Origin of the sequence: Maribacter aquimaris, assembly GCF_014596745.1 — a bacterium.
GTDB lineage: Bacteria > Bacteroidota > Bacteroidia > Flavobacteriales > Flavobacteriaceae > Maribacter_A > Maribacter_A aquimaris.
Map to the genome: position 1 here is coordinate 784,621 of NZ_JABTCF010000001.1, position 16,143 is coordinate 800,763.

The 16,143-nt window shown below is 35.6% G+C and carries 15 protein-coding genes and 1 pseudogene; 7 read left to right on the top strand and 9 right to left on the bottom strand.

The features are described 5' to 3' along the window. The first annotated feature begins 121 nt into the window (after positions 1-121). The 5 genes from HPE56_RS03385 to HPE56_RS03405 all read left to right on the top strand — a co-directional run bounded on the left by HPE56_RS03385 (position 122) and on the right by HPE56_RS03405 (position 3,541). Complete coding sequence (locus tag HPE56_RS03385; protein WP_188242338.1) at positions 122-598, top strand: Dps family protein; 477 nt, start codon at positions 122-124, stop codon at positions 596-598. A 327-nt stretch (positions 599-925) separates the two neighbouring features. Continuing rightward, a complete protein-coding gene (locus HPE56_RS03390) occupies positions 926-1,459 on the top strand; it encodes a hypothetical protein (RefSeq protein ID WP_188242339.1) in 534 nt (177 codons plus the stop codon). Between the two features lie 318 nt (positions 1,460-1,777). Then, entirely contained in the window at positions 1,778-2,350 is a 573-nt protein-coding gene (locus HPE56_RS03395; protein ID WP_188242340.1) for a DUF6515 family protein, read from the top strand. 398 nt (positions 2,351-2,748) lie between these two features. Beyond that, entirely contained in the window at positions 2,749-3,321 is a 573-nt protein-coding gene (locus tag HPE56_RS03400) for an HdeD family acid-resistance protein (protein WP_188242341.1), read from the top strand. 34 nt (positions 3,322-3,355) lie between these two features. Then, positions 3,356-3,541 (top strand): hypothetical protein, encoded by a 186-nt coding sequence (locus HPE56_RS03405; protein WP_188242342.1) that lies wholly within the window; start codon positions 3,356-3,358, stop codon positions 3,539-3,541. Between the two features lie 390 nt (positions 3,542-3,931). Here HPE56_RS03405 and HPE56_RS03410 read toward each other — a convergent pair whose 3' ends face one another. From HPE56_RS03410 to HPE56_RS03435, 6 genes and pseudogenes are all read right to left on the bottom strand, one after another. Further along, the gene (locus HPE56_RS03410) at positions 3,932-4,294 is read right to left on the bottom strand and encodes a hypothetical protein (RefSeq protein ID WP_188242343.1); all 363 of its coding nucleotides are present in this window, start codon (positions 4,292-4,294) and stop codon (positions 3,932-3,934) included. 117 nt (positions 4,295-4,411) lie between these two features. Beyond that, positions 4,412-4,522: pseudogene (locus HPE56_RS20620) on the bottom strand (J domain-containing protein); the annotation flags it as partial. 101 nt (positions 4,523-4,623) lie between these two features. After that, entirely contained in the window at positions 4,624-5,394 is a 771-nt protein-coding gene (locus tag HPE56_RS03420; RefSeq protein ID WP_188242344.1) for a sigma-70 family RNA polymerase sigma factor, read from the bottom strand. Between the two features lie 70 nt (positions 5,395-5,464). Then, a complete protein-coding gene (locus HPE56_RS03425; protein WP_188242345.1) occupies positions 5,465-6,025 on the bottom strand; it encodes a hypothetical protein in 561 nt (186 codons plus the stop codon). Between the two features lie 274 nt (positions 6,026-6,299). Next, positions 6,300-7,370, bottom strand: coding sequence for a response regulator (locus HPE56_RS03430; RefSeq protein WP_188242346.1), 1,071 nt, complete (start codon positions 7,368-7,370; stop codon positions 6,300-6,302). Next, complete coding sequence (locus HPE56_RS03435; protein ID WP_188242347.1) at positions 7,348-10,683, bottom strand: PAS domain S-box protein; 3,336 nt, start codon at positions 10,681-10,683, stop codon at positions 7,348-7,350. Before HPE56_RS03435 ends, HPE56_RS03430 begins: the two co-directional genes overlap by 23 nt. 672 nt (positions 10,684-11,355) lie before the next feature. On the opposite strand from HPE56_RS03435, the gene HPE56_RS03440 reads away from it, so the two are divergent. Together HPE56_RS03440 and HPE56_RS03445 are read left to right on the top strand one after the other, a co-directional pair. Then, positions 11,356-12,207 (top strand): universal stress protein, encoded by an 852-nt coding sequence (locus tag HPE56_RS03440; protein ID WP_188242348.1) that lies wholly within the window; start codon positions 11,356-11,358, stop codon positions 12,205-12,207. Positions 12,208-12,264: 57 nt separating this feature from the next. Further along, a complete protein-coding gene (locus HPE56_RS03445) occupies positions 12,265-12,759 on the top strand; it encodes a hypothetical protein (RefSeq protein ID WP_188242349.1) in 495 nt (164 codons plus the stop codon). A 187-nt stretch (positions 12,760-12,946) separates the two neighbouring features. Here the strand turns inward: HPE56_RS03445 and HPE56_RS03450 are convergent, their stop codons facing one another. The 3 genes from HPE56_RS03450 to HPE56_RS03460 are packed head-to-tail and all read right to left on the bottom strand — an operon-like array spanning position 12,947 to position 15,830. Continuing rightward, positions 12,947-13,711, bottom strand: a complete 765-nt coding sequence (locus tag HPE56_RS03450) for a patatin-like phospholipase family protein (protein WP_188242350.1) — start codon at positions 13,709-13,711, stop codon at positions 12,947-12,949. A 24-nt stretch (positions 13,712-13,735) separates the two neighbouring features. After that, positions 13,736-15,178, bottom strand: coding sequence for a cardiolipin synthase (cls, locus tag HPE56_RS03455; protein ID WP_188242351.1), 1,443 nt, complete (start codon positions 15,176-15,178; stop codon positions 13,736-13,738). Positions 15,179-15,209: 31 nt separating this feature from the next. Continuing rightward, positions 15,210-15,830, bottom strand: coding sequence for a DUF6134 family protein (locus HPE56_RS03460; protein ID WP_188242352.1), 621 nt, complete (start codon positions 15,828-15,830; stop codon positions 15,210-15,212). Positions 15,831-16,143: the final 313 nt, after the last annotated feature.

The window sequence follows — 16,143 nt, forward strand, 5'->3', positions numbered from 1 at the left end:
CGACCTATAAAAATTCAATTATTGAAACTTTTTTAAAAACCATATTATGACCTAAATCAGTACAATTATTTTCAGTTCATAATAACTTTGAACAGTTTTAAATCAAAAAATAAGAAAAAAAATGAAAACACCTAACATTGGAATTACGAAAGAAAACAGACAGGCCATTGCCGATCAATTGTCAAAGATATTAGCGGATGAATTTGTTCTTTATTCAAAAACACTGAATTTCCATTGGAACATCGAAGGTCCCGATTTTCATACCGTACACCTCTATCTTGAAACGTTGTATGAGGAGCAACAAGAAATCGTCGATACGGTAGCGGAGAAAATACGTACGATAGGTCATTATGTCCCTGCAACTTTAAAAGACTATTCAGAATTGACACATCTTACCGAAAAAACCAAAGGTAAGAATGATAGCCAAAGTATATTTTCGGAATTATTGGAAGACCACGAAAGCATAATTGTTTTTATTCGGGAAGAAATAAGGCCCATCGCTGATAAATGGGATGCCGAAGGCATCAGTGATTATATTACCGGGCTTTTGGAACAGCACGAAAAAACAGCTTGGATGTTGCGTTCACACTTAAAATAATTTGCTCTACCAAAATTCAGCACCTATTATATCCTAAGTATTAATATTCTAGGATAAGTAAAAAGTTTCGCCATCAAAGGTGAAGCTTTTTTTATTGTTTAAAGGGGAGTTTTATTTAGTCCGGCTCTTACCAGAAACTGCAAGTCCAAGAATATGAAATCCCCTAAAAATATAAATGATAGAACCCTATACTTTTTACTTATCAATTCAACGAAAAAAGGTTGCTTGTGTTAAACTTTCTTAAAAAAACTATTGCCTGATGTAGGTCAGTATTATCATTTTAATACCGAAATACCTTTGAGGTATTATTAATAAAATAATTTAAAAATGAAAAAAATAATCGTAAGTGCAGTATTATTAGGACTCTCATTTCAGTCCTATGCACAAAAAGTAATTTACCAAGCAAAACTGAAAGCGGAAAATGTACCCAAGGTACTGGTTAGTGCCGTTGAGGAGGATTTTCCTGAATATTCAATCGTTGAATATGATGCGATACCCATCGAATATATCGATGAAGAAGTATATCTGAACCCTGATATAAATTCTTTAAGTGATTACGATACTTTCGAAATAACATTAACGGGGAAAAAAGGGGAGCTGCTTGCTACCTATGATAGTAATGGTAATTTATTACAGATAACCGAAAAACTAAAAGATATTACGCCACCTCTAGCTGTGCGCAAAGCCATAGCAAAGGAATTTCCCGAATGGTCCCTCGTAAAAGACCATTATAGTTTGGTTCGTTATACAAACAGCAAAAAAAAGGAACGTTACAGAATGGTACTCGAAAACCACGGTAAAAAAATCACGGTTCATACCGATGCCCGAGGCCATATCCTTAACCATCATAAAAGAACATAAGAGTAAAACTAAATGCTCGTATGCATAAAGCCATCGCAGTAATTTAGATGAATTGGTATTTTAAAAACGGGCAGCATGTTTATCCTTACTGTCTGTTTTTTGAACTGCTTTGTGCAAATGTACTCACTCTCTGTTCCTTAATTTTCTAGAGATTATTGGATACTTGCTTTTTTATGCCTTTTATAAATATTGGCATCAACTACGAGTGTTGAAAAGTATTCTTTTTTTAAAATATTTACAAAACAGAAACCTTCTAATAATGCAAACATTAATCTGCCAATACTACTATTAGTCTATAAATTCATAATACATACTATCATGAAAAAGTCAATTTTCCTTTTAGTCGTGCCACTTCTTTTGACAGGGAGCCATATGTATGGCCAACAAAACAAAGACGTGGTTTCTTCCTCGAATAAGAAATCATTATCCACGGCAACTGCAATGGTAAATGGTGAACCTACGGATGTAGTTTTCGGTGAAATTCCCGTTTTGGAACCGCATTATGCCATGTATGGTAATATCATTTTGACCTATAATGACCAAAAATATTATTTCAATAAGGGTGATTTCTTTATATATAATGGTGGTAGATATCTTTTAATCGCACCACCTATCGGTATAAAAGTCAAAAACTTCCCAAAAGATGAAAGTCCAATGGAGCAAGTAGGCGAAAACATATTTTACAACAAAGGTATCTTTTATAAAAAAGCAGGTTCGGGTTTTGAAGTAATACAACATCCTATTGGAGCAATTATCTATAACCTGCCGCATTTTACAGATGTAGCCAAGATAGATGGTGAAGCCTATTACGAATACCTTGGTGTACTTTATAAAAAGACTTTCGTACAAGGGGAGCAAGCCTTTAAGGTTGTAGGTCAGCTTATAGAATAGCGCTAGAACATTAGGAAAGTAATGTAGTGTCCGCTACTTCTAAAGATGGTGAAGTGTCAACAAAAGTTGTGACTCTTCCAGTTAACCCCTTATTTAACAACATAAATTTTTATTCTAATAAATTAGAAGTAATAGACAATCTTCCCAACAAGGATTTAGCAAGCTTACCCGACACCACAAGAGCTGAGGTCAACCAAAACATTCAAGAATACTAAAAAATAAAACATGCCAAAAGAATATAAATGAAGATTTAAAAATGAGAATTTCCTTAATCCATTGTAGAACCTAAAAATAGTTGATAACACAACTAGAGTATAACCTGATTGCTACTTTGACAGCAGTCATGATTTTACAACTAAACTACTTTTAGCATTTGAATTAATCCAAATACAAAATCAATGATACGAACATCTACAACTTTGAACAATCACCCTAGCTTCGACACTAAGTATTGGTGGATACAAATATTATTAGGGATTGGTTTTATTGTACTTTCCATATGGTTTTACATGACTCCAGTGGAAACCTATGTTTCCTTGGCTATATTTTTTAGTTATGCCATGTTCGTAACGGGAGTTTTTGAGGTAATAAATGCATTAAGTCTTCGTAAAACCTTCAATGGTTGGGGACTTTTGCTTACTGGTGCTATTATTGACCTTCTCTTGGGCGGATATCTAATCACTAACGAAATCATGACTCTTGAAATACTTCCTTTACTCTTGGGCATCTGGTTTATTTTTCGTTCGTTTTCATTCCTTGTAACATATGGCCTATTTCGCAAGAAGTCAATCAAAAATACAGGTTGGTTATTAGTAGGTGCTTTGCTGATATTAGTTTTCGCAATAGCTATTTTGGCAATGCCCGTATTAGGAGAACTAACATTGGTATATACAGTGAGTTTTGCCTTTTTCTTTATGGGACTGTTCAGGATTACTTTGGGTATACAATTGCTAAAGGCCCGTAAACAATAATTTAAATTAATTAATAATCTAAAATTGATATATTATGACACATGACATTGAACATCGTGATGAATTGATTGCATTAAACGACCGGCACAAAAGATTCTCCTTGGACGTTTACGATCATATGACCGCAGGAGAAGAGAAAAAAATGTTAGAGGCTCATACCAAAATGAAAGAAGCTGAAAAAGAATTGAAAAACTTTAAGAAAAATTATTTTAATCTATAAAGTTAAATGCCATAGAAAATGTTTTTAAGTATAATCGGTTCTAAGTTTTACTTAGAACCGATTTATGTTTTATTCTAATAAAATGCAGTCAATTTGATACTTCCAATTAAATAGCAGTTGATCAATGCCTATATCTTTACGAAAAAATGTACCCCATCAATACGAAATTGTTTTAATAGGGGTATCTACTTGACAGCGTATAAAAAGTCACTTTTCTAAATAGCCTGAAGGAAAGCCATCATGAATGTCAATTTAGTAAAAGTTATGATGTAAATTATTACCACTCTAAATGGAAGATAGTTTAAAACAGGCTGTCATAAATAGGCTATTATTCACCAATAAAATAGAAGACAACAATAACTTTTGTTGCTATTGGTTCCGATTTATGGCTCAGTGATGTAATACTTTAAGAAAACCCTCTAGAACACTTACCTGAAAATCCACAACAACAGACAGTTCCAAATCCGCGTTCATCAATACCAGGCCATATCCCAAATGTGAAAGCTTACAATCTTGAACTATTTCCTTTTCAATTCCGCTGAAAACAGGCTTAAAATGTTGACGAATATCCATTCCATAAGATTCGCCCACTTTAATAGCTTTGGCAACGGCATCATTCAACTGCTTTGTCGAAAAACCCCTGTGCAAGAGATCACTTGCCAAATGATTCATATGAAGACTATAATAAAAATCCATAAAACCAGCAATGCTATCGGCCTCTCTATAGTGTCCTGTAAAAATTGTTATTCCCATAAGGTTTTATTTTAGAGTACTTGTGAATATAATGGTATGCTGTTTTTCAGCACTTATGGTGTACCTAAAAATTATCTTTTTAAACTCGCAATGCCTACTAGTAAAGTTTCCCTTTGGTTACCTTAGTTTGTAATATCTCTTCCGCTTTTCCTTATCGCTAGAAACTTCATACGCCTCGTTCATTTTTTTGAATACCTCTTCCGTAACGGTAACTTTCGCATTATAATCGCGATGGTAATTACCCCCATGGTTCCGTTAAATATTTATGAATATCTTTTCGGGAGCATCGATGAAAACATCCAAAATTTCACAAATAATAGTTATAAAGACTATTTCTCAATTGTATACCTATTGAGGAAACTTTCTTCCAGACTTTTACGGGCATTTTTCAATAGCTGTTGTACCTCTTCGAAACTTTGGTTACGAATCTTTGCAATTTCTTCAAGGGTAAACTCAAAATCAGTAGCCAGATCAAATACGGACCGCATAGGTAATGGCAATTGGCACAAAACCATATCTACATGTTTTTTGATGTTTTCCCCACTTAATTCCTTATCCAATTTATCTTGAATTTCCTTCTTATCATCTTCTATAAAAACATGCTTTAATAGATAGTCGTTCTTTGGATAAGAAATATCATCGAGTTCTTCTATCATAACTAAATCACCATCACCATCAGTACTGAATTTTTCTTCCATTTCATCCCATTCAGGTTTGGAATAGTCATCAATGTTCTTTAAGAAAAATTCATCGTATTCTTCGTTCGTAGTTGTTTCTTCTAACAATTCCTCGGCTTTTTTAAACAACCAGACATGCAAACCATCTTTATCCTCGACCTCATCAAAATGATCATAAGTCTCTATAAAAAGTTGATCCAAAAAATCATCTACTTTGTATTTGCCCTGGGGCAGGTTTCCTTTGGTCAAGGCCGTACTTAATCTTTTGGCGATATACCGTTTTACTTGGAACAGATCTTCCAACAACAATTCGTTAAATGCCGTTTGGTGATTCTCTCTTTTGAATTTTACAAGATCAGAAAATGTACTTGCTACAAATACATTGAATTCCTTTTTACTTTCAAAATATTTCAGGGCTTCCATATCATTTTTTTATCACTATATTATTACTATCAAATTTGCGAATTTATAGGGTATGACGGTATGACCTGGGTCAGTGACCAAAATCCCTCTTATCCAACAATTTAAAGGAAACATTTAAAATGCCCTTTTTCGAATGGTCAATGGGCTCCAATTTGTCAAGTACACCCTCCAACAAATGAATATCAAAATAATTTCCCCTAATCAACATTAGGTATTCACCATCATTCAATAAATCTATATATGTCCCTGCTCTTTTCTTTCTAATCCCCAGTCCTCTTAAAACCCCATAGGGCCCTCCGGACAATTCCCCTAATGTTTTTTCATTTATCTTATCCAAAAAAATAGGTGCTAAGAATCCTGTAACGAATAATTCTCCCGATTCAGCATTATTAAAAAATCCTAAATCGGTATCCTGGCCTAAAAGATTTTTAAAATAATTTCCCAAACAAACCTTGCTATCGGTAGGCCTTTTTGAATTTTGGGACTGTACTTTCTCAAGATTTCCGAGAATGGAAATCATAATATTTTTGATTTTGCTATTTTGAATAACCTCTATAGTCTTTTCAAGATTTGAGATTTGGTCATAAGAGCGTAAAAAAACGTGTTTTTTTTCCGCTTTTGGAGCATTCATATACGTTTGAATTTAGAGTTAGAACAATCAAAGTTCGATTGGTTCTATATCGGCTAAATTAGTTAGGTACATGTTCCTATTACCTGACATAAGTCATACTGCTCCGTATTATGCCACACTAAATTTATTTGGACTATAGGCTATATGGTAAATAACAATTGATATCTTACGGTAATTCAAAGCCTGAGAAATTTAGGATTCTATCTAGGTGCAAAAGGGCAAATCCCCTACATGAAGGGGTGAAAAAAATCAGTATTTTAAAATTGTCCTTTCTTTATCCGAAATCCGCTATGTATTGTAGTTGATTTCTATTGATTACGATTATCTTATTGTTACTATCGGATCGAATTAATCCCTCCTTTTTGAAACTGGACAGTACACGAATAGCGGTTTCCGTGGCCGTGCCGATCAGCCCCGCAAAATCTTCACGGGAAACATTTGCCCCGGCAAGCTCCTCGCCACCAATCAGACCTTTATCGTACAATTCCAATAAGGTAGTGGCCGCACGTTTTCGAACCGTATCGAAAGCCATACCCATTAACTGGTCCTGTAGATGCTGTAGATCATTCGAAATCATCCCGATAAATTTATTCGAAACATCTTTGTTGTTGAATAATAGATGGGTAAACTCATTTTTGGGAATTGCACATAATTTACATTCATCGAGCGCAACTGCAGTTTCGGTATACATACCAGAAGGACCAAGTACAGAAAGTTGCCCTACAAAATCCCCTGTTTTGAACATCCCTGTCAAATATTCCTTACCGTTTTCGCTGTACTTAAAGGTTTTTATTGCACCACTGTGTATAAAATAGAGATTATGGGCAGTATCGCCCTCAGAATAGATTTCCTTCTTTCGTTCATATTCCAATACCTCTCGGTCTGCAGAAAGATCTTGTAGATTTTGATATTCAGAGGCCTCCTGTATAAAAGCATTTATTCCTTCCACATTTTTGGAGAATTCCTTACGAAGGAAATCGTTCTTTTTTAGGCGTATATCAATGGCCTCTAACAGTTCATCTGCCTCAAAAGGTTTGGTCAAGTAATCATCTGCACCCATTGTCATACCTTTTCGCAGGTCTGCACGCTCCGATTTAGCGGTTAAGAATATAAAAGGAATTCCCGCCGTTTCCGGGTTTTCTTTCAAATGTTCAAAAACCCCATAACCATCCAGTTTCGGCATCATTATATCACATACGATTAAATCTGGCAAAACTTCTTCTGCCTTTACAATTCCTTCATTCCCATCCTTCGCCGTGGTAACCAAATAGTTTTCCAATTCCAATATCTCTGCGGTCATCTCCCGCACATCTTGACTATCTTCAATGAGTAGTATTTTTTTCATCTTCGTTTTGATTTATGGGTAATTTGACATAAAAGATGGTGCCTTTGTCCAACTCAGTTTTAAAACTTATAGTCCCCCCCATTAATTCGGCATATTGTTTTACGATATTTAAACCCAGACCAGTACCTTGGATATTTACAGCATTCTTTGCCCGGTGAAACCTTTTAAAAAGGTGATCTTGATCTTCTTCCGGTATCCCTATACCTTGATCTTCTACACTAAATTCTACCAAATCGTGATTGGCCCCCATTTTATAGATAATCTCTGTATTTTCTTCAGAATACTTAATGGCATTCGACAGCAAATTGTGGACAATGTGACGCAATAGATTTGAATCGAGACTTACCATTAACTTGGATGATCCGCTTACAAATTTGATTACCTGTCCTTTTTTTGCGTTCCCCTGAATCTCTTCGATAATCGTTTTTGAAAAATCGACGCTGTCAAATGTACTTGGTTGTACTTCAACCTTACCTTCCTCCAACTTACTTAGCGAAAGGAATTCATTTAAAATAATGACCAGATTTTTAACGCTGGATTTTATGCGGTCAACATAACCGATACGTTTTTCTTCCTTACCAGGGTCATTCTGTCTTTCAATAAGATTGGCAGCAGATAGAATAGTACTTAATGGGGTTCGAAATTCATGTGAGGCGGTGGACACAAACCGTGATTTTAGTTCACTCAATTCCTGTTCCCTTTTTAGGGCTTTAATAATTTCATGTTCTGCCTCTTTTTGTAAAGAAATATTGTTGTATACCAATAATACTTTTAAAATAGTATTATCTACATCAAAAAGTGGCGCAGTATTCACCATATATGACCTGTCCTGAAATTCTACTTCAAAAGAACAATGTTCCCCATCAAATGTTCTTTCAATATTGCTTTTGAGCTTTTCCTTAATATGTTCTGGCGCTAAATCGATGGCATCAATGGCAGACTTCGATTTTTCAACATCTTTGAGCCTCAATTCATCCCATTCTTCCCCTTCTATAAAAACCACTTCATAATTTGCATCTACCACCTCGACAAACCCCATAGGAAAATCCTTGGCAATCTTATAAAACAATTGTTGATTGGTCAGTGCTCGTTTTTCAGCTTCTTCAGTTACTTGAATTTGATCTTCGAGGCTTAAATTAGATGCCACCAGTTTTTGTACCATTTTTTGAAGTTCTTGGGTACGTTCGTCGACCTTATCTTCAAGATTCTTTGTATAATCCGCGAGTTTATCCGTACTGTCCTTAAGGGCTAGTGAAATTTCATGCTGTTCAATGGCCATACTCGCGACTTGTACCATATCAGCCATTATTTGTTTTTCATTGTCTAATGGCAATCTTGAAACCTTATTGTAAACTGCAAAAGTTCCCAAAACCTCATCCTTGGATGATAGTATAGGAAAAGACCAACAAGACTGTAAACCATCACCCGATGCCACTTTTCCTAGGTCTACCCAATTTGGGTCGCTGGCTATATTGGCCGTAATTACTTCTTTTTTTGTAAACGCTGCCGTACCACATGAACCAACATTAGGCCCAATAGAGAGTCCTTCAGAAGCAGTAGCAAACTTTTCTGGAAGATTAGGTCCCGACAATTTATGTAAGGTGTTTTTATAACGATCCAGTAATAATAAAGAAGCCATACTATTCGGGATAGTCTTTTCTATGGTATCCACGATTTTATCCCCTATGTCCTTTAAAGGTTCATTTTGGATAATCATATCCATCACGGTATTGACACCACTTTTTACTATATCCTTTTGTTTACGTACCGTAACATCGTTTTCTATGCCTATAAAATGGGTCAGCGTCTTTTTTTCGTCGAATACAGGAGTGAGGGAAATCTCATTCCAGAACATCCGACGATCTTTCCGGTAGTTACGCAAAACCACTTGGCAACTTTTACCCTCTGCAATGGCAGCCTCCATGATTTTGTTTTCATGTTGCTCTATATCGTCACCTTGTAAGAATTGAAAATTTTTCCCTACAATATCCTGTGCATGGTAGCCCGTAATCGTTAAAAAAGCATCATTAGTATAGATTATAGGTATATCATGCTGTCGTGCATCTGCAATAACGATACCACTAGAGCTTGCGGCCAATGCCCTTTGTTGTAGGAATAGGGTGTCTTCCATGTCCTTCTTTTCAGTAATGTCCCTACCAATGCACATAACCTTGTTCTTATCAAAAGGAACGAAGCGTACTTCAAAAAAAAGTTGTCGCCCTCTTATCGGCAGTTCGAATTTCTCGACGATTATTTGATGATGTTTATCTGCCTCCTTTAGTGCATTTATGAAGGGCATACTTGTTTTATCCTGTAAAAAATCGGAAACATTCTTTCCTATTAGTTCTTCCATGGCATCGAATAGCTTGGTATGCTGTTCCATATTAGCCTGTAAAAGATTTCCGTTTATATCATATATGGAAATCAAATCCGGATGTGCCCCAAAAATAGCCCTGTTCTTTTCCTCGCTTAGACATAAGTTTTCAAAATAGGTCTTTCTCTCGGTGATGTCACGGATAATGGCTAGAAAATCACCTTGATCCGTTTGATTAATCCGTGATTCATAATGTCTCAACTCATCTTTCACAATAAGTGAATACTCTACAAGTTGGGTCTCTTTTGTTTTATCACATAGTTTAAAACCCCGTCTAATTATTCCACAAACCTTCGAAGGAAGAATCACATCGATATTTTTACCTATATGTTCACTAAAAGGCGCTACTAGTTCAAAACTATCATGCGCATGAACTTCTAGGTGATTACCTAATTTATCGTAGACTATCACTAAATCTGGTAAGGTTTTGATTAAATCCTTATTCTTTTCCTCACTAATACTTAGGTTTTCTATATAAGCTATCTTTTCGGTTACATCCTGTACAAAACCTTCTATGGCGAAACACCTGTTCTTAGCATCATAAACGCCCTGACCTTGCTCCCAAAAGTGACATATTCTTCCACTTTTGTGTTTTATTCGAAATTGGATACTAAAAGGTTCTTTTTTAGCAAGTGCTTTTTGAATATTATTCCAGACCATTTTTCGGTCTTCTTCCAAGATAAGTTGACCAAATTGAACGGTACCGTTCACGAATTCCTCAGGTGTATATCCAGTCAAAACCAAACAGCCAGCACTTTTGTACTCCGAACTATAGTTTTTATCATTTTTGGCTCGATAGGCATAACCGGGCAAGTTGTTGATTAGCGTATTTAATTTCCTATTACTTTCGTTCAAGGCGGCAATAAGCTCTAGATGCGTTTGATGCCCTACCGACAGGTTGTTGTTAGAATATTGTATATCACTTTGTAGTTCTTTCATCCTAAATCGTTACACTTTATTAGAGTCGGTAAAATGCGGGATTTACCTAATAACATGCTAAATCAATCAACGGCATAATCCAAAGTCTTTTCTTCTATCTTTATAACTTTTATGCACATTATAATCCTTATTGGTTATCCAAGGAACTGTTGTTTTTTTATTATCAAAAGAATCCCCATCTCTTCATTTAAATTATTTTGTGATTCGAAAAAGGAATTATCAAAGTTGATTTATAATTAAACAGCACCAATAAATTTTTTGAACTTAAAACTTCAATTTACGAAAGTATTTTTAGTGATATGGTTTAAGAAGCAGGAGTTATCGACACAGTTAAATAAACAAATAGGCCAAGGTCATACCCCTTCAATTCCAAATTAACCATTGACGTTTACTTTATCTTTCTGAAATTGCTGTATGTAAACATTTTACAAAGGTAATACCCCTTTTATCTAAAATCATGACCTAGGTCATGAATTATACTAAGCTTAAATATATTTAGAATCTCCAGATTAAGTAGAAACACTATCCTGTTTTTATAAAATATATGAGACAAACCTAATAATAGCCTCCGGATATAAAATAATCTCCTAATAGACGAAAAAAACAGAAAGCTGACCCAGGTCATGACCTGACAGTTAAAGCGAGATTAATTTTATCCTAAATTTTGATGTCATGAAAAAAATAATCTTACCCACTGATTTTTCAGATAATGCTTACAACGCTATTAGATATGCTGCCCAACTATTCAAAGATGAAAACACTACTTTTTATTTACTGCATACCTACACACCCCCTATCTATGCATCGGAATTTGTATCGCAAAGTCCAATTGAATATGAGCTAGCTGATGCGTATAGGGCTAACTCGATATCCCAATTGAAAAAAACCAAAAATAGAGTTGAAAAAGAATTTAAAAACCCAAAACATTCCTTTATCACACATTCTGCTTTCAATACTTTGGTAGAAGAAGTATTGGGCACCATTGAATATGAAAAGGCCGACCTTGTTATTATGGGAACCCAAGGGGCCACAGGCGCCAATGAAATTTTGTTTGGCACAAATACGGTACATCTTATTAAAAAATCAACCTGTCCCGTTATTGCCGTACCTACAGACTTTGTTTACGAGTCTCCAAAAGAAATATTGTTCCCGACAGATTATGAAATTGATTATAGTAAGGTGCAACTGAAACAGCTGGTAATGATTGCCAAAAGCCAAAATTCATTACTGCATGTACTCCATATTTCTTCCGGCTATGAATTGACCAATGAACAAGAAGGAAATAAAAAAAGACTTGAATCCCAATTAGGTTCAAACAATACGATATCCCACGATATCCCGGATCAAGAAGTTATCGAGGCCATCAATGGTTTTCAAACAAAAAAACCGATTATGTTATTGGTTATGGTACGTAATAAACATACATTTTTTGAACGTTTATTTATTGAGCCACTTATTAAGAAAATAGCGTTTCATGTAAAAATACCTTTCATGGTAATGCCTTATATTTCACAAAAAGAGTAAGGCTATTAACCCTTATTGCTTCTTGTATTGATTAAAAAAATACTAAACCATTGAACAATGAGAATGGAACAAAAATTTGCCGTTAAAATACAACCAGAAAAAGTAGATGCCCTTTATGAAGAATTTCAGCAGTGGTATTCCACATTGTGTTTATTTCATGATGAAATACTATTTTTCGACCGATTGATTAATTCCTATGTGTTCGTACCCCATACCCCTGATTTTTTTGAGCGATTGGAGAATTATAGAAATCGTATTTGGAATAGTAAAAAAGAAATCATTACCCTAAAAAAAGCTCTCAAAATACATAAAAGGGGTATAGCTGGAATGCTGGAATGCGACGATGAAAGTTGTGATGTATTATTCTACCAAAAACACGAACAATTGAAAAAAACGATAGAAGCCTACACTAAAAAGTCTCGAAACTTACGAAATGAAATTTTCAACTATGCTGCAAGTATCCTGAAAAACAGAAAATCAAAGCCCTCATCACAAATTATGCATTACCCATTAAACCATCTAGAAGGAAGAGACTTTCTAACAGCCCCATAAAAATTATGTTAAAATGCCCCCCAATCAATTCTTCATTCCATAGTGACGGGGTCTCCATTTTACATTCCGGAACCATTCGGTTATAGATTGATTGTATTTATATTACTCTTTGATAAGGGAAGAAACAATACATTCCACCCAAATGAATAGAAATAAAACTGTTCAAGCAAATTCGCTAATAAAACCATTAAGATAAATTGTTCTTGTTGCTATCTAGTTCAGACTTAGCCTTTGAATAACCAATTTGGAAAATAGTATCGATATCCCTAACGTCAAACGTACCGAAATCACACAATTTTTCCGGAAATACAACAACATCACAATCTGCGAATTTCACCAAGGATTCGCAACTGATCTTTATCTTATAAGCCCTATCGGCAATGTTGTATGAGTGTTTTAAATCCTCAACTTTAATCTTCTTCAAAGGGTTGACAAAACTACCGATAATTTCATCACAGGATTCTTTTAGGGGTTCCACCGGAAAATTATTGATTACACCACCATCTATATAATAAGATCCACCGATTTTGGTAGGTGTAAAAACCCCTGGAAATGAAGCCGAGGCCAAAACGGGACGAATAACCTCTCCTGAATCAAATATTTTTAAAGAACCCTTTATAATATCCGTGGCTGTAACGAAAAACGGCATTTTTAACGCTTTGAAATCATCTTCGGGCAACAATTTCTTGAAATCGGTATAGAACTTTGAGCTATCGATAAATCCTGGTTTTCCTAACGCATAATTATGGGTATGGAAAATAGGGATGGTTTTGAAAAAATGTAATATTTCTTCCCAACCGATGCCCCCGGCATACAAGACCCCAACGATTGCCCCAGCACTCGTACCCGAAATGTGTGTGGGATATTTACCATTTTCCTCCAATGCCTTAATAACCCCTATATGGGCAACGCCACGCATACCGCCCCCAGACAAAACCAATCCTGTATTCATACTGTTTGTTTAAATATTGAATTTCTAAAGGACCGGGCTAAACACCTTAGCCATGCCCTCTTTTAATCGATTAATTTTAGGTCTTTTCAGATAGTCTATATAGTCAAGTTGAGTACTTTTTTTACAATCACCAAGAAAATCATTACGCAATGTTTCGGCAAATTCCTTTTCATATATCAGGACATTGACTTCGTAGTTCTGCTCAAAACTTCGTATATCGAGGTTCGCCGTACCTATTGTCGTTAGTTCATCATCTGAAACAATTATTTTACTGTGTAAAAATCCATCGGAATATTGATAGATTTTTATTCCTGCCTCTAAGTAATCTTCAAAATACGAACTGACCGTCCATTTAACTAAAAAATTATCGGAATTGGCCGGCAGCAATATGCGAACATCAACACCACCAATGGCAGCATCTCGTAAAGCTTCTAATAAAACCTCTCCAGGAATAACATAAGGATTGGTAATATAAACGTACTTTTCGGCCGCATTGATAATTGCAATATACAATTGATGTATAGACGAATAATCGGAATCGGGGCCGCTTGAAACCACTTGTGCAATCGATTTTCCCTGAGCGGCATGTTCAACGAAATAGGGCCGTGACAATATATCGTTCTTTCCGCTGGCAAAACTCCAATCCACAGCAAAAACTGCCTGCAGACTATTAATTACCGGGCCCTTTAATTGCAGGTGCATATCGTGCCAAACACCCAAAACGGGATCTCCTTTGATATATTTGTCCGAAACGTTAATACCGCCTGTAAAGGCCACACATCCGTCTACAATAACAATTTTTCTATGGTTACGGTAATTGACGGAAGAAAGAAGCCTGCTGAACCGAATCGGTAAGAAGCTATGGATTTCTACCCCCGTATCTCGGAGTTCCCTTATATGTTTTTTGGTCAACATTCGGCTGCCCAAGCCGTCATATAGTGCACGGATTTGGACGCCCTCCTTAGCCTTGCTTTTGAGTATAGCCATGAATCGTTGCGCCAAGTCACCTTCTTCAAAAATGTAATATTGAATATGGATATAGTATTTGGCCTCTTGCATGGCCCTAAATATGGCTTTGAAAGTAGCTGGTCCATCCTTTAACGGAACAAGCTCATTCCCGAAGGAAGGTGTAAACTTAGAACTCTTGGTAATCAGTTTTACCAATTTCACATGCTTTTTCAAAAGTTTGGACATTTGGGCTTTATCGTCTTCCCCTACGGTTTGGTAGTACTTATCGACACCATCAAGATATTCGGTAACCAGCTCTGTCTTTTTTAACTTGAAGAATTTATTTTTTTTCCGATTACGCCCTAAAATAAAATAGAACAGCATACCGCCCACAGGAATTGTGAAAATAGCCAAAAGCCATCCCAAGGTTTTGGTAGGCCGAACACCATAGAGAAAAAGCCTTATCACCATCGCGATGGCCAAAATAAAATACAAAATAAGGGCTACTGTTGCACCCATAATTAACTTGGCTAAAAATCAATATTTACCATTACTTCCTTGCCACTATGCTTAAATGAATCAATCCACCATCAATATCTGCCTTTTCGAGACTTCCGTTTTTGTAATAATAAATATTTTCCTGCTTTTTCGCATTGATTTTTTTATAACTATGATTTCCTAAGGCAACTATGGCATTAAGGCTTCCACCCTGCTCTGAAAAGCATTCGTTTATTCCCGTGGGTTCTCGGAAAAACAACAAGACGGTAGTATAGTCGATAGCCTGGTGCAGCACTGTTTTTGGTTTCCCATTCTTTATTACATAATAATTTTTATCCTTCAATCCCGTACGAGTCTTAACGTGGGGCTTTTGGTTTATCAGAATATCGACATTGGCCTTTTTCAATATACTTTTTTCAAAAATCACATTATATTCATAATCTACCTCAACATCTTTGATAATCTTCGTTTTTATACTGGTTAGGCTCTTATAAATCGTTTGAGAACCATCCGTGGTTCTGGTGGCCTCTAAACTACCGATTACCTTATCATTCATAATGATATCAAATAACAAAGAAGTATTATCACCATTTGGCACATCAAATTGACCTATGAAAAAAGAAAAAAACAAGACTTGCCAGATTAGATGGGAATAGTTGAGCAATAATATCATTTAATTTTATTTAGAACTACCCATAATCAAAAAATATGAATGTAATATGAATACAAATTACCGAAAATAAAGGAATGCAAGCCCTGACTTGGGTCATACCATGTCCAAATTATCTCTAGAAATATCGACATGATAAAAAGAATGATAATTAAACCAGCCTCACTGAAAACGGGAAAGTGAAGACCGGTGCCTTCCTTCTTTTTTGTTTCCCTGATTCGCCCAAACTGGGTTTGGCTCTATGGAAACAAAAAAAGTGGGTTGCTTTCACAAACCACTTTTCTGCTTGGTCGGGATGACAGGATTTAAATAATCC